Below are 18,067 nucleotides of genomic sequence, written 5' to 3'. Positions count from 1 at the left end.
TCCGTTAGAAATTCAGGGTCTCATGACAGGAAACGGGCCGGCGCGACAAGAGCCATCTGACGTGCAAGCTTTTCCGGGGAGAGATTTTCATCGGTCGCATTGGGACAGGCGAGCGTGATCGCGGCACTTGCCGTGCCATGGCGGAGCGCTTCGTCCAGTTTCGCGCCGGACAGGCGGGCATGCAGGAAACCGGCGGCGAAGGCATCGCCGGCCCCGGTGACGTCGGCGATCTGCTCGAGCGGCTTCGGCTCTATCACGGCGACGCTGCTCTCATCGAAGACGACGGTTGGGCCGCTGCCGCTTGTGACGCTGCCACCGCGCAAGCCCTTGGCGCGCAACAGGTCCGGCCAGTCCTCCGGCCGCTCGGGGCGCTGACCGGCAATCGCTTCAGCCTCAGCACCATTCATGAAAAGATGGGTGAGCAAGGGCAGGGCGCGCGCGAATTTCACCACCTTGGCAGGCGAAATCGCGATGGCCGACAGCCCCTTGCCGGCCGCATGGCAGGTCGCCGCCAGTACAGTCAATGTGTCTGCCGGCAGGTTGGCGTCGGCCAGAACATGATCTGCCTCGGTCAGGCTGTCGCGCAGCGACCGCGCCCGCATCCGCCGCGCTGAAAAGGCGTCATACAGTGCCATGTCGGCAAGGGCGATGACCAGATTGCCGTCGCGCTCCAGGATGGCCGTGTAGCTCGGGGTCGCGCGATCGAGGAACATCACGGGCTGGTCGTCGAGACCGGCGCGTTCGGCTGCATCCGCCACCATCTGGCCTGCCGCATCGCCGCCGCGTGGCGCAATCAGGCGGACCGAGCGGCCCAAGCGGGAGAGATTGCAGGCCGCGTTGAAGACGCCGCCGCCCACCTCCTCGAACCATTGGCCGGGATTGCTGGCGCCCGGCTTCGTCTCTGCAAAAATGCGGCCGCGTCGGTCGATATGGGCGCCGCCGATCGCCAGGATTTCGATCGTCATGGGCATGCCTCCAGCATCGTCGAAACACGAATCGAACCGCTACCCGGCCGCGTTGACTTAGCAGCTACGCCCGCCACGCGCGGACTCGTGCAGGCGCGCGGAACATCATTCGAACACGCTCTCGAAAACGATTGAGATTCAACCGCTTGGCTTGCTCTTGCAAAATGAGAACAAAAAGAGTACATATTCCCCATCGGCGGCTTCATTGCCTATGCGGCCTCAATAACCTAAAGGTGGATCAAATGGCACAGAATTCTTTGCGGCTTGTAGAGGACAAATCGGTGGATAAAAGCAAGGCATTGGAAGCGGCGCTCTCGCAGATCGAACGGTCGTTCGGCAAGGGCTCGATCATGAAACTCGGCGCGAACGAGAGCGTGGTCGAAGTCGAGACGGTCTCGACGGGGTCGCTCAGCCTCGATATCGCGCTCGGCATTGGCGGCCTGCCGAAGGGGCGCATCATTGAAATTTACGGGCCTGAAAGCTCGGGTAAGACGACGCTTGCGCTGCAGACTATCGCCGAAGCGCAGAAGAAGGGCGGCATCTGCGCCTTCGTCGATGCCGAACATGCGCTTGATCCTATCTATGCCCGCAAGCTCGGCGTCGATCTGCAGAACCTCCTGATTTCGCAGCCGGACACCGGCGAGCAGGCACTTGAAATCACCGATACGCTGGTGCGCTCAGGCGCGATCGACGTGCTCGTGGTCGACTCGGTCGCTGCGCTGACGCCGCGTGCGGAAATCGAAGGCGAAATGGGCGACAGCCTGCCGGGCATGCAGGCTCGCCTGATGAGCCAGGCGCTGCGCAAGCTGACGGCCTCGATCTCCAAGTCGAAGACGATGGTCATCTTCATCAACCAGATCCGCATGAAGATCGGCGTCATGTTCGGCTCGCCGGAAACGACGACCGGCGGTAACGCGCTGAAGTTCTACGCCTCCGTGCGTCTCGACATTCGCCGTATCGGTGCTGTCAAGGATCGCGAAGAGGTCGTCGGCAACCAGACCCGCGTCAAGGTCGTCAAGAACAAGATGGCGCCGCCCTTCAAACAGGTCGAATTCGACATCATGTATGGCGAAGGCGTCTCCAAGACCGGTGAGCTCGTCGATCTCGGCGTCAAGGCGGGCATTGTCGAGAAATCGGGGGCCTGGTTCTCCTATAACAGCCAGCGTCTCGGCCAGGGGCGTGAGAACGCGAAGCTCTTCCTGCGCGACAATCCTGCGGTGTCCCAGGAAATCGAGATGGCGCTGCGCCAGAATGCCGGACTGATCGCGGAGAAATTCCTTCAGAACGGTGGGCCCGACGCCAACGACGGTGATGTTGCCGACGACGCGTAAACTGCCCTCCATTTTCGACTATCGTGTCGGCCGCGTTTCCTTCGAGACGCGGCCGGTTTTCGTTTCGGCTGCTGGACAGGGATGAAGCCGGGCGATAAAAGCCATTGATTTTGCAAATTGGCCGGCTTCCCGGCCTGAATGAAGGGCGTGACATGAGCGGTGTAAACGACATCCGGTCGACTTTTCTCGATTACTTCAAGACGAACGGTCACGAGGTCGTTTCCTCCAGCCCGCTGGTGCCGCGCAACGACCCAACGCTGATGTTCACCAATGCCGGCATGGTGCAGTTCAAGAACGTCTTCACGGGTCTTGAGCAGCGCCCCTACTCGACGGCTGCGACCGCGCAGAAATGTGTGCGCGCCGGCGGCAAGCACAACGACCTGGACAATGTCGGCTACACCGCGCGCCACCACACCTTCTTCGAAATGCTCGGCAATTTCTCCTTTGGCGACTATTTCAAGGAACGTGCCATCGAGCTTGCCTGGAACCTGATCACCAAGGAATTCGGCATCGACCGCAACCGCCTGCTGGTCACTGTCTACCATACGGATGATGAGGCCCATGGCCTCTGGAAGAAGATTGCCGGCCTCTCGGACGACAAGATCATCCGCATCCCGACCAGCGACAATTTCTGGGCGATGGGTGATACCGGCCCCTGCGGTCCATGCTCGGAAATCTTCTACGATCATGGCGACCACATCTGGGGTGGCCCTCCGGGGTCGCCGGAAGAAGACGGCGACCGGTTCATCGAAATCTGGAACCTCGTCTTCATGCAGTATGAGCAGGTGACGAAGGAAGAGCGCATCGACCTGCCGCGGCCGTCGATCGACACCGGCATGGGTCTCGAGCGCGTTGCGGCCCTCCTGCAGGGCAAACACGACAACTACGACATCGACCTGTTCCGCGCATTGATCGACGCCTCCGTCGATCTCACCGGCGTGAAGGCCGAAGGCGAGCGTCGCGCGAGCCACCGCGTCATCGCCGACCACCTTCGCTCGTCAGCCTTCCTGATCGCCGACGGTGTATTGCCGTCGAACGAAGGTCGAGGCTACGTGCTGCGCCGCATCATGCGCCGTGCGATGCGTCACGCGCAGCTGCTCGGCGCGAAGGACCCGGTCATCTACAAGTTGCTGCCGGTCCTCGTGCAGCAGATGGGCCGCGCCTATCCGGAACTGGTGCGCGCCGAGGCGTTGATCTCCGAGACGCTCAAGCTCGAGGAAACCCGCTTCCGCAAGACCCTGGAGCGCGGCCTGACGCTGCTGTCCGATGCGACGGCTACCCTCGACAAGGGCGACAGCCTCGACGGCGAGACCGCCTTCAAGCTCTACGACACCTATGGCTTCCCGCTCGACCTGACCCAGGACGCGCTGCGCGGCCGGGGTATCGGCGTTGACCTCACCGGCTTCAACGATGCCATGCAGCGCCAGAAGGCCGAAGCCCGTGCCAGCTGGGCGGGCTCCGGTGACAAGGCCCAGGAGACCGTCTGGTTCGAGCTCAAGGAAAAGTTCGGCGCAACCGAATTCTTGGGTTACAGCTCGGAGACCGCCGAAGGCCAGGTTCTGGCCGTCGTCAAGGATGGCAAGGTCATCGAGCAGGCGAGCGCCGGTGACGAGGTGCAGATCGTCGTCAATCAGACGCCGTTCTACGGGGAGTCCGGTGGCCAGATGGGCGATACCGGCGAGATCGTCGGCGAAGGCTTTTCGCTTGCCGTCAGCGACACGCAGAAGAAGGGCGAGGGCGTCTTCGTGCATGTCGCGACCGTCCAGAACGGCGTGGTCAAGGCCGGCGGCGCGGTCCAGCTGAACGTCGATCATGCCCGTCGCTCGCGGTTGCGCTCGAACCATTCCGCTACCCACCTTCTGCATGAGGCACTGCGCGAGGTGCTCGGCACGCATGTCGCCCAGAAGGGTTCGCTCGTTGCACCCGAGCGCCTGCGTTTCGACATCTCGCATCCGAAGCCGATCTCGGCCGACGAGCTGAAGGTGGTCGAGGAGATGGCAAACGAGATCATCATCCAGAATGCACCAGTCACCACCCGCCTGATGGCGGTTGACGATGCGATTGCCGAGGGCGCCATGGCGCTGTTCGGTGAAAAGTATGGCGACGAGGTTCGCGTCGTATCGATGGGAACGGCGCTGCGTGGCGAGAAGGTCGGCAAGTCCTATTCGACCGAGCTTTGCGGCGGTACGCATGTGTCGGCGACGGGCGATATCGGGCTGGTTCGTCTGGTCGGCGAAAGCGCCGTGGGTGCCGGTGTGCGCCGCATCGAAGCGCTGACGGGTGAGGCGGCGCGCGCCTATCTCGCCGAGCAGGACGAGCGCGTGAAGACGCTCGCTTCGACGCTCAAGGTTCAGCCGACTGACGTCGTCGCCCGTGTCGAGGCCCTCGTCGACGAGCGCCGCAAGCTCGAGAAAGAGCTTGCGGATGCCAAGCGCAAGCTCGCCATGGGTGGCGGCGCATCGGGCGGTGCCGAGGCACCGAAGCAGGTGAACGGCATCAATTTCATCGGCCGCATCCTGGCTGGCATCGACGCCAAGGATCTAAAGGGCATGGCTGATGAGGCGAAGGCCGATCTCGCGACCGCTGTCGTCGTCCTGATCGCAGTTGCCGAAGATGGCAAGGCGAGCGCCGTGGTCTCCGTCACGCCTGACCTGACCGACCGCTTCAGCGCTGTCGATCTGGTGCGCGTGGCCTCTGCCGCGCTCGGCGGCAAGGGCGGCGGCGGACGTCCCGATATGGCCCAGGCCGGTGGTCCGGATGGTTCGGAGGCCGAGGCAGCGATTGCTGCAGTGGAGGCAGCACTTGCCTGATCTGATTGCATTTGCGGGATGATCGAGGCCGGGCTTTGCCCGGCCTTTTTCGTTTGAGATTATCGGGATTTACCAATTACTTTTCAATTTCCTTCAGCCTTGCGTGCTAAGCCAAAGTCCTCTTTGAGGTTCGCGACTTGGCCCAAGTTTTCCACATTCCGACGCTTACCGTTTGCCTGGCGGGAACGCTGATCATGGTGTCGGGCTTTCTGACCCTGCTCTGGACCCATGAGCGGGACAACCGAGCCCTGGGTTTCTGGGCGCTGGGTTTCTCGGCCGGTGCGCTCGGCATGGTTCTGGTCAGCCTTCGCGACCTGGCCCCGCCGTTCATCGCGCTTGGTCTCGGCAATGGGCTTGGGATTTTCAGTCTTGGCCTGATCTGGCTCGGCTGCCTTGCCTTCGAGGGCGAAACCAGAAAGGGAGCTGGTTTGGTTGCGGCGGCGGGCGGTATCGTCTGGCTGTCGCTTTTTGCCGTGCCGACATTTGGCGCAGACTTGGGCGTCCGCATTTTCGTCGCCTCCGTCCTCTATTCGGGCTATTCGTTCCTGATCATGCCGGTCCTGTTTCGGGGGCAGCGTCGCGAACCTCTTCCCGCTCGCATGCTCGCGCTCATCGCCTTTGGAACGCATGGGGCCGCCTATCTCATCCGTATCCCGATGCAGTTCGTCGAGCCGGTGCAGCTCGTCGCCGGGCATGCGCCATTCTGGTATGGCGCCATGACATTCGGCTTCTTCCTCCAGGGGCTGGTTGCCGCATTGGCGATCTTTGCCATGGTGCATGAACGGGCCACACGCCGATACAAGATCGCCTCCGAAACCGATGCTCTGACCCTCTTGCGCAACAGACGGGCGTTTATCGACGCCATCACCCGGGCGCGTGCCGATATGGGCGGTTCAGCGCAAGGTGCGGTGCTTGCAGTTGTTGATGCGGATCATTTCAAGCAGGTCAACGATACTTACGGCCACGCCGCAGGCGATACGGTTCTGATGCAACTCGGCCGCCTCTTAACACGTGAGGTTCCCGAGGCTGGCATCGTCGGGCGTCTGGGTGGCGAAGAATTCGGTGTCTATCTGCCGGCCAGTGTCGTGCTGCGTCAGCCGGATCTCTTGGATGTTCTGCGTATCCATGTCAGCAGCATGATCGTCCACCATGAGGTTCTGCTACCGACGATAACCGTCAGCATCGGCGCGGCGTCGCTACCCTCCGGGCCTCTCGATTTCCCCCGTGCCCTGGCGCTTGCCGACAAGGCGCTCTACGTTTCGAAGAAGGCCGGGCGCAACCGGGTGACCTGGGGCGGCTTGGACTGTCCTGCGGAGAGCCAGCACCATCCCCAGGCGACGGAAACTTCCCCCGAAGCGGCTTCCGCCGAATCAAGGTCCGCAGCCTGATCGGTTCAGTCGTGACCTTGCGCCGGGCCATTGGCGAGGGTTTCGCGTGCTTCTGCGAGTGTTTTCACGAAGTGGACGCCCGTTTCCGGGATTTCCTGATGATGCAGCATCGTCTTCAACTCGCTGCGTTCCGTGACAACATAAACCTCGACGCCGTGGCGGATGGCCTTGCGGATCACGCTCGCCAGTAGATTGACACCTGAGGTGTCGACGAAGCGGATCCCGGTGCAGTCGAGTACAAGGTTGCGATGGTCGTCCCCGATGCGGTCGAGCACCGCGCCGGCCGCTGCCACGGCGCCGAAGAAGAAGGCGCCGTCCAGGCGATAGGTGACCGTCGCCGTGTCCGTTGCGTCCAGCGGTTTTTCCGGCCCTTCGGCGGTCACGCGAATGTTCTTCGACATGTGGTGGATGAACTGCAGCGCGGCCAGCGAAAAGCCGACCACGATGCCTTCGGTCAGGTCGCGGAAGACGACGAGCAGGAAGGTGACGGCGAGGATTAGTGCTTCGCCGCGCGAGGAGCGCACGAGGGCGGCAATCGCCGATTTCTCAACCATGTTCCAGGATACGACGGCGAGCACGCCCGCGAGTGCTGCCAGCGGGATATAGGCGGCAAGCGGGGCGGCGACCAGCATGAAGGCAAGCAGGAAGGCCGCATGCAACATGCCGGAGACGGGGCTCGTGGCGCCGGCCCGCACATTGGTCGCGGTGCGCGCGATCGTGCCTGTCACACAGATGCCGCCGAAGAGCGCCGAGCCGATATTGGCAACGCCCTGTGCCAGCAGTTCCGTGTTCGACCGATGGCGCCGTCCGGTCATGCCGTCCGCAACGACTGCGGAAAGAAGCGATTCGATCGCGCCCAGGAGCGCAAACGCGATGGCATCCGGGAGAACGGCGATCGCCAGTTCGGGCGTGATGGTCGGTAGGGAAGGCAGAGGCAGGCCGGACGGAATGCCACCGAACTTCGAGCCGATCGTTGCGACCGGCAACTGCAGCAGTGCAGCGGCGAGCGAGGCGACGATGACCGCAATCAACAGGCCCGGCCATGTTGGCCGGACCCGGCGCAGGACAAGGATGATGGCAATGGTGAGAGCCGCGATTGCTGCGGCTGAGGGGGAGAAGGCCGGAAGGGCGGCGACAATCGCTTCGAGTTTGTCGGCCAGAGGGCCGGGTTCGCCACCAGGGAATGTCAGGCCCAGCAGTTCGCCGATCTGGCTTGCGAAGATGATCACGGCAATGCCGGCCGTAAAGCCGACGGTCACCGGATAGGGGATGAACTTGATGTAGTCGCCGAGCCTCAGCAGGCCGCAGGCGATCAGCATCAGTCCGGCCATGGCGGTTGCGAGCAGCAGGCCGTCGATTCCGTGGGTGGCAACAGTTGTGCTGACCAGAACGATAAAGGCACCGGCCGGTCCGCCGATCTGGTGGCGGCTGCCGCCCAGAAGCGAGACGAGGAAACCACCGATGATCGCAGTATAAAGCCCACGGTCCGGCGTCACGCCGGAGGCGATCGCAATGGCCATGGAAAGCGGCAGGGCCACGATGGCAACGGTCAATCCTGCCAGCGCATCCGCCTTGAGGCGGCCAAGGCCGTAGCCTTCGCGAAATACGCTGATGGTTTTGGGCAGGATGACGTCAGTCATGGTGGTCGCGCTTGCCGGATGGGGGCGTGGCCGGCCCCTCCCGCCACACCTGTCATTCTATTGGACGCTGAGTCCCGACTTTTGACAACATGGCCAAAGGGATAGTGTCGGTGCGCTGCGCTAGCGGCTCCCAGCGAACGCTGACCGACAGCTGCTGCCAAACCGGTTCTGTTCGCCGTCGCGAATCTTGCCTATGGTGATCGTTGATGAAGACCGAGACAACATATCCCACCCTGATCGTCTATCCGCGCCGGGGCTTTGCCGTCCTCTGGGCGGCGACATCCGCAATCGTCATGTCCGTGGCCTTCGGCGGATTGCTGGCCAGCCTGCTCGGGAGCGGCTGGGCCAGTCCCATGGTGCTGGTCTATCTCGCGCTCGTGGCGCTTGCACTCTTCGGTCTTCGAAGAGGCTGGCAGGGGATTGCAGGGGCGATGCGGCCCTTGGTCGAGCTCAACAACGAAGAACTGATCGACTATCGCACCGATCGGCGGATCGCCTGGGCATCCATGGTCGAACTGGCGCAGCGGCGCGTCGAAGGGCGCTGGGTGATCGATATCGACCATCTTGACGAGGATGAACCCGAGCGGCTGGAGACCTACGCGCTCCCGCTTTCGGGCTATCACATGACCGGCCGCAGGCTCGGTGCGGAAATCCGCAAGCGCTTCGACGAGGTCGATCAGGGCGAGGATCTTGCTGATCCAGAATTGGAAAACCCGGCCACGTTGCCGTGACCGGGTTCTGAATGTTCAAACCTTGGCTGCCGATCAGGCGGCCATGGCCTTCTTCAGGTTCTCGTCAACCTTGTCGAGGAAGGCTGTCGTGGAGAGCCACGGCTGGTCCGGACCGATGAGCAGGGCCAGGTCCTTGGTCATGAAGCCAGCCTCAACCGTGTCGATGCAGACCTTTTCCAGCGTCGTGGCGAAGTTGGCCAGCTCGGTGTTGTCGTCCAGCTTGGCGCGGTGGGCGAGGCCACGGGTCCAGGCGAAGATCGAGGCGATCGAGTTGGTCGAGGTTTCCTGACCCTTCTGGTGCTGGCGGTAGTGGCGCGTGACCGTACCGTGGGCAGCTTCGGCTTCGACCGTGCGGCCATCGGGCGACAGCAGAACCGAGGTCATCAGACCGAGCGAGCCAAACCCTTGCGCAACCGTATCCGACTGCACGTCACCGTCGTAGTTTTTGCAGGCCCAGACGTAACCGCCAGACCACTTCAGAGCCGAGGCGACCATGTCGTCGATCAGGCGGTGTTCGTAAACGATGCCGATTTCCTCGAACTTCGCCTTGAACTCGGCCTGGTAGACTTCTTCGAAGATGTCCTTGAAGCGACCATCATAGGCCTTGAGGATCGTGTTCTTGGTCGACAGGTAGACCGGCCACTTGCGCATCAGGCCGTACATCATCGAGGCTCGAGCGAATTCGCGGATCGATTCGTCGAGGTTGTACATCGCCATGGCAACGCCGGCGCCCGGTGCGTTGTAGACTTCCTTCTCGATCACTTCGCCGTCTTCACCGACGAACTTGATCGTCAGCTTGCCCTTGCCCGGGAACTTGAAGTCGGTCGCCTTGTACTGGTCGCCAAAGGCGTGACGGCCGACGACGATCGGCTTGGTCCAGCCGGGAACGAGGCGGGGGACGTTCTTGCAGATGATCGGCTCGCGGAAAATCACGCCGCCCAGGATGTTGCGGATAGTGCCGTTCGGGCTCTTCCACATTTCCTTGAGGTTGAATTCCTTGACGCGCTGCTCATCAGGGGTGATCGTCGCGCACTTGATGCCGACGCCGTGCTTCTTGATGGCTTGGGCGGCGTCGATGGTCACCTGGTCGTTGGTGGCGTCGCGGTTCTCGACGGACAGGTCGTAATATTCGATGTCGAGATCCAGGTAGGGCAGGATCAGCTTGTCCTTGATGAACTGCCAGATGATGCGGGTCATCTCATCGCCGTCGAGATCGACGACCGGGTTGGCTACCTTGATCTTGGTCATGAATATCCTCACGAGTTTTTGCCTGACGCGCAGGCGCGGGGAGGGCGCTCTGCCGATGGCCTGCCTATAACATTCTCTCGTTACAAGGCAAACAGCAGAGGCCACCTTCGGGGAAAATCTCGCTCAGACTTTTGGCGTGCGTTTTCGTCCCAAACTTGGTCCTGATGGCGCGCACGCTTTCAGTTAGAACGGCGGCAGAGAGAGCCTCGGGAGAGTTTTCATGAAGAGCACCTGGATCGTATTGCTGCTGATGCTGTCGTCGGGCACTGCAATGGCAGCGGATGTCACAGCGCCCGTCCGCGAAGTGGTGGAGGCGACCGCCCGGAATTGGGCCGAGGGCACCACTGGCCAGGAAGAGGAGGTCTTCTCGAAGGACCGGCTGTCTCGCGTGTTCAGCAAGGACTTCGCATCGGCCTTCGAGGCGGCTTCGAAGAACCCGCCCTATGACATTCCCGAAGGAGAGACCACGGGCTTCCCCTTCGACTATGACCCGATCGCGCAGGGACAGGATGGATGTCCCTTCGAAGACATCAGGATCGAGGATGACGGCGACGGGCAGGTAACCGCCCTGTTCGACAACCGTTCCTGTTTTGGTGGCGGCGATGCGCCGGATACCGTCTTGATCTTCCACGTCGTCGAGGAGGGCGGTCGCCCTGTCATCGACGACATCTATCCCGTCGAGAACGGGCAGTCCGGCAGTTCGATCAAGCAGGACCTGAAGCGGCAGGGTGGCCTGTGAACCGCCTCCGCTCCGTCGGCCTCACCGCCGTTGCCGCAATGGTGGGCTTAATTCCGGCAAAGACGGTCCTGGCAGCCAATCCGCTCGAACCGGTGCGGATCGTGATGAGCGTCGCTGGATGGAAAGACAAGGATGCGCCCAAGGTGGAGGCGTCCGGCTATTTCGATGATCGCCTGCTCGCCACGATCTACAGCGCAAGCTTTGTCGACGTCTATCGTCTCGCCGAGAAGACGGACGCCTTGCAGGATGGCAGCGGCTACATGCTCGGCTATGACGTGGTCATTGGCGGCCAGGACAGTTGCGAATTGAGGGATGTCCGCATCGAGGCCCGGGCGGAGCGGGATGGGGTTACCCCCGTCGACGTCTATTTCGATGCCGTCTCCTGCTTCGGCCATGCGCCTGATCTCTCTCGGCCACAGACGGTTTTCCATGTCGTCGAGGAAGACGGTCGCTACGTGATCGACAACCTGTGGAGCGATAGCGACCGCGAGGGTGCGCTCGAAAGCTCGGTCAAGGCGGAATTCGCTGCCATGACCAAGGCCTATCTCGATTTCCGGCTGACGGGATCTTGGCCCAAAGAGTAGGCCCTCCTCTTTGCCTGCGGGGCATTTTGTGCCAAGGGGTGCGCGAAATAGCTTTGAGGGAAACGTAATGGCAGGGACGAACAGTGAGCGCGTTCTGCTGGCCGAGGGGCCGGCAATCATTCTGGTGGAGCCGCAACTCGGCGAAAACATCGGCATGGTGGCGCGCGCCATGGCCAATTTTGGCCTGGTTGAACTGCGTCTCGTCAATCCGCGTGACGGTTGGCCGTCCGATAAGGCCCGTGCCGCGGCCTCCAAGGCCGATCATGTCATTGACGGCACAGTCGTCTATGACACGCTTGAGGAGGCTATCGCAGACCTGAACTTCGTCTACGCGACGACTGCTCGATTTCGCGACGGCTTCAAGCCTGTCCGCTCCCCGGTAACGGCGGCGGAGACGCTCCGAGCCAGGTTCCGCACCGGTGAAAAGACCGGCATCCTCTTCGGTCGCGAAAAGTCCGGCCTGTCTAACGAGGAAGTGGCGCTTGCCGACGAGATCGTCACCTTTCCCGTCAATCCTGCCTTCGCCTCGCTGAACATCGCCCAGGCCGTTCTGCTCATGTCCTACGAGTGGATGAAATCCGGCATGGAGGATGTGCATGGGGTGCCCTTTGACGCGCCGGAACAGCCGCCAGCGACCAAGGAGCAGGTCATCGGCCTGTTCGAACATCTGGAAGAAGCGCTCGATGCGCGCAACTACTTCCATCCGGTCCACAAAAAGGCCAGGATGATCGAGAACCTGCGAGCCGTGTTCAGCAGACGTGCTTTCACCGGTCCGGAGATCCATGTGGTCCGCGGTGTCATCAGTTCGCTCGACCGTTTTGCACGACCGGGCCAGAGGCCGCCTGCGGGAAAGAGCGAGAGCGAGGCTGAGGCTCAGCATGACGACAACCGGGACGCCTGATCTCAAGCCGATCCTGGTCTTCGATTCCGGGATTGGCGGTCTCACCGTCTTGCGCGAAGCGCGGCTGCTGATGCCGGAACGTGGCTTCATCTATGTCGCCGACGATGCCGGCTTTCCCTATGGTGGCTGGGAGGAAGAGCCACTCAAGGCGCGCATTGCCCTGCTGTTCGAAGAGCTTTTCGACCGCTACGATCCAGACGCCGTAATTGTCGCCTGCAATACGGCGTTCACGCTTGCCGGCGCCGATCTCAGGCATCGCTTCCCTGACATGCGCTTCATCGGTACGGTGCCGGCGATCAAGCCTGCTGCGGAACGCACGCGATCCGGGCTTGTCTCGGTTCTGGCGACGCCGGGCACTGTCAAGCGGGCCTATACCCGCGATCTGATACAGTCTTTCGCCTCGCAATGCCATGTGCGGCTCGTCGGCTCCGAAAACCTCGCGCGCATGGCGGAAGCTTATATCCGTGGCGAAACCCTCGATGATGCGGATGTTCTGGCAGAAATCGCGCCGTGTTTCGTCGACAGGGAAGGCTTGCGGACAGACATCGTGGTGCTCGCCTGCACCCATTATCCCTTCCTCGCCAATGTCTTTCGCAGGCTTGCGCCCTGGCCGGTGGACTGGCTCGATCCGGCGGAAGCGATCGCGCGTCAGGCGCGGCGGCTTGTCCCGCTCGTCGAAGGGGCCGAGCATCCCGACAATTTCGATTTTGCGGTCTTTACGTCCGGTAGCCAGGATTTCGCCACCAGACGCCTGATGCAGGGCATGGGATTGGCCGTGAAGGCCCTCGACACGCCATTTTTCCGCTGATCTCCCTTTGGGACCTGAGGTGCGCCGTGTTACCTATGAGGCGTTGCCGGACGCTCAGCCGGTGTAGAGGAGCTTAGCCCCTTAGTTGTTTACCGAAATTGCGATTGTTCTCTTTCTGACCGTGCTCAACGGCGTTCTCGCCATGTCGGAGCTTGCGGTCGTTTCTGCCCGTCCTGCGCGCCTCAAGGTGCTTGCGGAACAGGGCAGCCGGGGAGCCGAAACGGCGCTCAAGCTTCAGAGTGACCCCGGTCGTTTTCTGTCCACCGTGCAGATCGGCATCACGCTCGTCGGCGTCCTGTCCGGCGCTTTCTCGGGCGCCACGCTCGGTGCGCGGCTTTCCAGCTGGCTGCAGTTGCAGGGGTTTTCAATTGTCGTCTCCGATGCGCTCGGCGTCGGTACGGTGGTCGTTCTCATCACCTATCTGTCGCTGATCGTCGGCGAACTGGTCCCGAAACAGGTCGCACTGCGCAACGCCGAAGGTGTTGCTGCACGTGTCGCCATCGCGATGTCGGTCCTATCGAGGGTTGCTGCGCCGCTCGTCTGGCTGCTGGACGGGTCGGGCAAGCTGGTGCTTGCCCTTCTCGGACAGAGTGGTGCTGGAGGTGGCAAGGTGACGGATGAGGAAATCCGTACAGTGTTGGCCGAGGCCCACAGCGCCGGTGTCATCGAAACCAGCGAATCCGCCATGCTCTCTGGCGTCATGCGGCTCGCCGATCGGCAGGCACGTGGCCTGATGACGCCGCGTCGCGACGTGCAGATCCTCGATATCGGGGACACGGTGGAGGAAGTCCGCCTGAAGCTGCGCGAGATCCCCCATTCGCGCATCCCGGTGCGCAGTGGCGATTCCGACGAGATTGTCGGCGTGCTCTTCACCAGGAAACTGTACGAGCAGATTGCCGAAGGCGGCGCTCTCAATCTGCCGGACCTCATCAGCGAAGTGCCCGTAGTCTCTGATCTGGCCAAGGCGTCCGACATCATCGAATCCCTGCGCCGTACCGCTCTGCATATGGTCCTCGTCTATGACGAATACGGCCATTTCGAAGGCATCATCACTTCCGGCGACATTCTCGAAGCCATTACCGGTGCCTTCAGTCAGGACGAGACGGAAGAGCAGGCGATGGTGCAGCGCGAGGACGGCTCCTATCTGGTGGCCGGCTGGACCCCCGTCGACGAGTTCATCGACATCATCCGTGTGCCGATCGATCCGGATCCGGATTACACGACCGTTGCCGGCTTCGTACTGGACGAATTGAAGCGGATCCCCGAACTCGGCGAGAGTTTCGTCAAGGGCGACTGGCGTTTCGAGGTGATTGACCTCGATGGCCGCCGGATCGACAAGCTCCTCGTTTCCCGCGCCGTCGAGGTTTAAAGTCGACGGACGCCCTGCGACAATTTGTTGCATAAGTGCAACGGCTCGCCGCAAGTTCTGCAATCTCGAATTGCGCGCTTGCGGCGCGCTTTTTGGCGTGGCATGTTCCCAGCATCCGCAACACAAACAACAGGAGGCGACAGATGACTCAATTTTTCATGCGTATGCGCCTCTCTGGCGGATCGGTGTCACCGGCTTTCGTGGGATTTTCTGCGACCTGCCGCTACACCCGATGACTGTCTGATCAGTCATTTTCCCTGCCTTTTTCGGCGTTTTTCCACCATCTGACGTGACTTGCCGCCTGCGCGTATGAATGCGTTCGCGTGTCTGCATCACGTCGCTTTTCATCATCGAAAGGACCTGGGCGCATCCGCGTTTCCGGGACGGACAAGTCATGCACAAAAATCAATCCATAGTTGAATTGCCGCTGGCCGAGCGGATGGACGAACTTCTTGAGCGTTTCGGCTCCTGGCGGCTGTTGGCCGCTCTGGTCGGGGCGAGCTGGAGGCGGCGGCAGATCCGCAATCTGGCGTCTCATCTGTCGCCCCAGCTGCGGCGCGACATCGGGCTCCCGGAAGAGGACGAGGCGTGGAGGAGACCGAGAAGCCTCGTCCTCTGGGATTTCCGTGTCTGAGGCAAGGAATAACGGTTCAGGCGACTGAGCCGTTATTCCTCTTTTGCCGGCAAGAAGACCAGTCGACGCAGTGGTCTTCTTTCCAAACCGGTGCCGCTCGCTGACAGTTGGGATCCACGTGATTCCCTGCCATACCTCCCTCCGGTTCGTTGATGTCCCCCAAACTCACCATCATGGTAGCCTTCTTCTTGCAGCCGATTGCCTTTGGCAGCTGGCTGCCGCAGATCCCCGGCGTTCAGGAGCGGCTGTCGCTCGGCCCTGCCGAACTCGCCATGGCATTGCTCGGACTGCCTACCGGTATCCTCTTGATGCTGCCCTTTGCCGGGCAATTGGTTGGGCGTGTTGGTAGCCGCAACACGCTGATCTTCGGGTTTCCGGTGTTTCTGGCGCTCGTGCCGCTGCCTGTGGCTGCCCCCGGTCTCGCCTCGCTGTTCTTCCTGCTCGTGCTTCTCGGGATCGGCCTTTCGACGATCGAACTCGGGCTCAATGTCGAGGCGGATGTGATCGAAAAGCGCGGCACGGCGTCGATCATGAACCGTTGCCACGGTTTCTGGAGCCTCGGCATCATGATGGGTAGCCTCGTCGGTGCCGGTTTCCTTGCGTTTCAGACATCGTCCTTCGTGGCGATCGGTCTGCTGTCGCTCGTTCTGGTCCCGATTTCAGTGATGGTTTGTCGCGCACTGCCAGTCCACGAGGCTCCCGTGACCGAAGCGCAGCCTCGCTCGTCGTGGCGGCGCCCAAGCCCCGGTATTCTCGGCATCAGTCTCTTCGTCTTTGGCATCACGATGACGGAAGGGGCGGTGGCCGACTGGTCCGCCGTCTACCTCAAGGATGTGTTCGCGACGTCCGGCATGGCAACCGGCATGGGTTACGTCGTCTTCGCCCTGATGGTCTCGGTCGGGCGATTTGTCGGTGATGGTGCAAAGGAGCGGTTCGGTTCGGTCATGCTTGCGCGGGTCTGCCTCGTATTCGCGCTTTCCGGCATGGTGCTGGTCGTCATGGCGCCGGTCACGCCGCTGGTATATCTGGGGCTCGCCTGCGTCGGGCTCGGCGTCTCAGTCGGGTTCCCGCTCGCGGTCACGGCGGCCGCCGATCTCGGCGACCGTCCGGCGGCCGAGAATGTTGCGATCTTGAGCTTCATTGCGCTTCTCGGCTTCCTGGTTGGGCCGCCAATGATCGGTTTCGTCGCCGAGGTGCTCGATCTGCGTAGCGGGCTTGCCACGCTGCTGCCGGCACTGCTACTCAGCATTCTGCTTGCAGGACTGTTGCGTCCGCGCCGGGGCGCCTGAGAACGCGCAGTTCCCTGTGGGTTTCGCGGATGCGCCCCACACGCAAGCGTGCAAGTCTGTTAGGGACTTGAGATCAACACATGATTTGAGGATGCCGTCATTGAAGGTCGGAATCGATATGGGAACGGTGCAGGGGGGACAGCCTGCCAAGCTCGATATCGAGGAGCTTCTCGCCACGCGCCTTTTGGTGCAGGGCAATTCGGGCTCGGGCAAGTCGCATCTGCTGCGCCGCCTGTTGGAGCAGTCTGCCCAGTGGGTGCAGCAGGTGATCATCGACCCCGAGGGTGACTTCGTCACGCTTTCCGACAAGTATGGCCATGTGGTCGTGGATGGCGAGCGCACTGAAGCCGAACTTGCCGGTATCGCCGACCGCATCCGCCGCCACCGTGTTTCCTGCGTGCTGACGCTGGAAGGTCTCGATGTCGAGCAGCAGATGCGCGCCGCCGGCGCCTTCCTGAACGGTCTCTTTGATGCCGATCGCGAATTCTGGTATCCGGTGCTGGTCGTCGTCGACGAAGCGCAGATGTTTGCACCGGCCGTCGGCGGTGACGTCTCGGAAGACGCGCGCAAGATGTCGCTCGGCGCGATGACCAACCTGATGTGCCGCGGCCGTAAGCGAGGGCTTGCGGGTGTCATCGCGACGCAGCGTCTGGCAAAGCTTGCGAAGAACGTTGCGGCCGAAGCCTCCAACTTCCTGATGGGCCGCACCTTCCTCGATATCGACATGGCGCGTGCAGCCGACCTGCTCGGCATGGACCGTCGCCAGGCGGAGATGTTCCGCGATCTGCAGCGCGGCAATTTCGTGGCGCTTGGTCCTGCCATGTCGCGTCGTCCGCTGCCGATCGTCATTGGGGCGGTAGAAACTTCGGCGCGTTCGTCATCGCCCATGCTCATGCCACTGCCGGATGCGCCACAGGATGTCGAAGACCTGATCTTCACGCCGGACCCGGAAGAGTTCACACGACCGATCGTGCGGCGTGCACCACCGGCGCCGCGTCCGACGACGGATATTCTGGCCGAACTCTCCCGCTCGACGCCGGCTTCACTGGCTCCCTCCTCGAGTGAGACGCCCAGCCGTGGCGCGGAAATGTCGGCCGAGGAGCGTGAGGACCGGCTATCCGCCGTGCTTGCCGAAATCCTCGGCGATCCGCAGGCCGCTTACCGGACCGACAGCGTGCTCTACCAGGAGTTCCTGGTGCGCGCCCGCATGCGCCGCGTGTCCGGCCCGCCCATGCCGATGGGAGAATTCCGCCGTCGTGTCGCAATCGCCCGTGCCGGTGTGGACGAGGAGACAGCGGCGAGCGAGGGCTGGCAGACGGCACTGTCGCTGTCCGTCCGCGTTTCCGACGATTTGCAGGGCGTGTTCCTGCTGCTTGCCAAGGCGGCGCTTCGCAATGAGGAGTGCCCCTCGGACCAACGCATTGCGAGAGCCTACGGCACCCATTCGGCGCGCCGTGCCCGGCGTCTTCTCGGCTATTTCGAGGAGCAGGGGCTGGTCGTCGTGCACACCGACTTTTCCGGCAAGCGCATCGTCGCCTTCCCTGATCTCGAAGCCGAGACGCAGCCCGGCGATCCGAACCAGGTGGATGCCGAGGAGCGGACGCCATCGGCTGCCGAGTGAGAGCCTGGC

At 62.2% G+C, this 18,067-nt stretch carries 15 protein-coding genes; 11 read left to right on the top strand and 4 right to left on the bottom strand.

Translation table 11 applies throughout. The features are described from left to right. Positions 1 to 20: 20 nt before the first annotated feature. Entirely contained in the window at positions 21 to 965 is a 945-nt protein-coding gene (locus GH983_RS09960) for a carbohydrate kinase family protein (RefSeq protein ID WP_153762318.1), read from the bottom strand. 242 nt (positions 966 to 1,207) lie between these two features. Between GH983_RS09960 and recA the strand changes: the two genes are divergently transcribed. The 3 genes from recA (at position 1,208) to GH983_RS09945 (ending at position 6,494) form a co-directional block, all read left to right on the top strand. After that, positions 1,208 to 2,296 (top strand): recombinase RecA, encoded by a 1,089-nt coding sequence (recA, locus tag GH983_RS09955; protein WP_054149777.1) that lies wholly within the window; start codon positions 1,208 to 1,210, stop codon positions 2,294 to 2,296. Positions 2,297 to 2,448: 152 nt separating this feature from the next. After that, entirely contained in the window at positions 2,449 to 5,106 is a 2,658-nt protein-coding gene (alaS, locus tag GH983_RS09950; protein WP_153762317.1) for an alanine--tRNA ligase, read from the top strand. A 137-nt stretch (positions 5,107 to 5,243) separates the two neighbouring features. Continuing rightward, on the top strand, positions 5,244 to 6,494 hold the full coding sequence (locus GH983_RS09945; RefSeq protein WP_246727538.1) for a diguanylate cyclase: 1,251 nt from the start codon (positions 5,244 to 5,246) through the stop codon (positions 6,492 to 6,494). 5 nt (positions 6,495 to 6,499) lie between these two features. Here the strand turns inward: GH983_RS09945 and GH983_RS09940 are convergent, their stop codons facing one another. Then, a complete protein-coding gene (locus tag GH983_RS09940) occupies positions 6,500 to 8,134 on the bottom strand; it encodes a SulP family inorganic anion transporter (protein WP_153762316.1) in 1,635 nt (544 codons plus the stop codon). 206 nt (positions 8,135 to 8,340) lie between these two features. On the opposite strand from GH983_RS09940, the gene GH983_RS09935 reads away from it, so the two are divergent. Continuing rightward, the gene (locus tag GH983_RS09935) at positions 8,341 to 8,865 is read left to right on the top strand and encodes a hypothetical protein (protein ID WP_153762315.1); all 525 of its coding nucleotides are present in this window, start codon (positions 8,341 to 8,343) and stop codon (positions 8,863 to 8,865) included. 33 nt (positions 8,866 to 8,898) lie between these two features. On the opposite strand, the gene GH983_RS09930 is transcribed toward GH983_RS09935, so the two are convergent. Beyond that, a complete protein-coding gene (locus tag GH983_RS09930) occupies positions 8,899 to 10,113 on the bottom strand; it encodes an NADP-dependent isocitrate dehydrogenase (protein WP_153762314.1) in 1,215 nt (404 codons plus the stop codon). A 220-nt stretch (positions 10,114 to 10,333) separates the two neighbouring features. On the opposite strand from GH983_RS09930, the gene GH983_RS09925 reads away from it, so the two are divergent. From GH983_RS09925 to GH983_RS09905, 5 genes are all read left to right on the top strand, one after another. Next, on the top strand, positions 10,334 to 10,852 hold the full coding sequence (locus GH983_RS09925; RefSeq protein ID WP_069041234.1) for a hypothetical protein: 519 nt from the start codon (positions 10,334 to 10,336) through the stop codon (positions 10,850 to 10,852). Next, entirely contained in the window at positions 10,849 to 11,436 is a 588-nt protein-coding gene (locus tag GH983_RS09920) for a hypothetical protein (RefSeq protein ID WP_153762313.1), read from the top strand. Before GH983_RS09925 ends, GH983_RS09920 begins: the two co-directional genes overlap by 4 nt. Positions 11,437 to 11,503: 67 nt before the next feature. Continuing rightward, positions 11,504 to 12,337 carry an RNA methyltransferase gene (locus GH983_RS09915; protein WP_153762312.1) on the top strand — a complete coding sequence of 278 codons (834 nt, stop codon included), beginning with the start codon at positions 11,504 to 11,506 and terminating at the stop codon, positions 12,335 to 12,337. Next, complete coding sequence (gene murI, locus GH983_RS09910) at positions 12,315 to 13,145, top strand: glutamate racemase (protein ID WP_153762311.1); 831 nt, start codon at positions 12,315 to 12,317, stop codon at positions 13,143 to 13,145. The genes GH983_RS09915 and murI overlap by 23 nt, the downstream gene beginning before the upstream one ends. 142 nt (positions 13,146 to 13,287) lie before the next feature. Continuing rightward, a complete protein-coding gene (locus GH983_RS09905; RefSeq protein WP_054149793.1) occupies positions 13,288 to 14,514 on the top strand; it encodes a hemolysin family protein in 1,227 nt (408 codons plus the stop codon). Between the two features lie 244 nt (positions 14,515 to 14,758). Here GH983_RS09905 and GH983_RS09900 read toward each other — a convergent pair whose 3' ends face one another. Beyond that, positions 14,759 to 15,052, bottom strand: a complete 294-nt coding sequence (locus GH983_RS09900) for a hypothetical protein (protein WP_153762310.1) — start codon at positions 15,050 to 15,052, stop codon at positions 14,759 to 14,761. 248 nt (positions 15,053 to 15,300) lie between these two features. Here GH983_RS09900 and GH983_RS09895 point away from each other — a divergent pair, with 248 nt between their 5' ends. Next, the gene (locus GH983_RS09895) at positions 15,301 to 16,437 is read left to right on the top strand and encodes an MFS transporter (RefSeq protein ID WP_153762309.1); all 1,137 of its coding nucleotides are present in this window, start codon (positions 15,301 to 15,303) and stop codon (positions 16,435 to 16,437) included. Between the two features lie 100 nt (positions 16,438 to 16,537). Then, positions 16,538 to 18,058 carry an ATP-binding protein gene (locus GH983_RS09890; RefSeq protein WP_194842812.1) on the top strand — a complete coding sequence of 507 codons (1,521 nt, stop codon included), beginning with the start codon at positions 16,538 to 16,540 and terminating at the stop codon, positions 18,056 to 18,058. The last annotated feature ends 9 nt before the right edge of the window (positions 18,059 to 18,067 follow it).

The organism is Agrobacterium sp. MA01, from assembly GCF_009650195.1.
Taxonomy (GTDB): Bacteria; Pseudomonadota; Alphaproteobacteria; order Rhizobiales; family Rhizobiaceae; genus Allorhizobium.
Note: the sequence above shows the minus strand (reverse complement) of the source record. Positions and strands in the feature narration are given on the sequence as shown.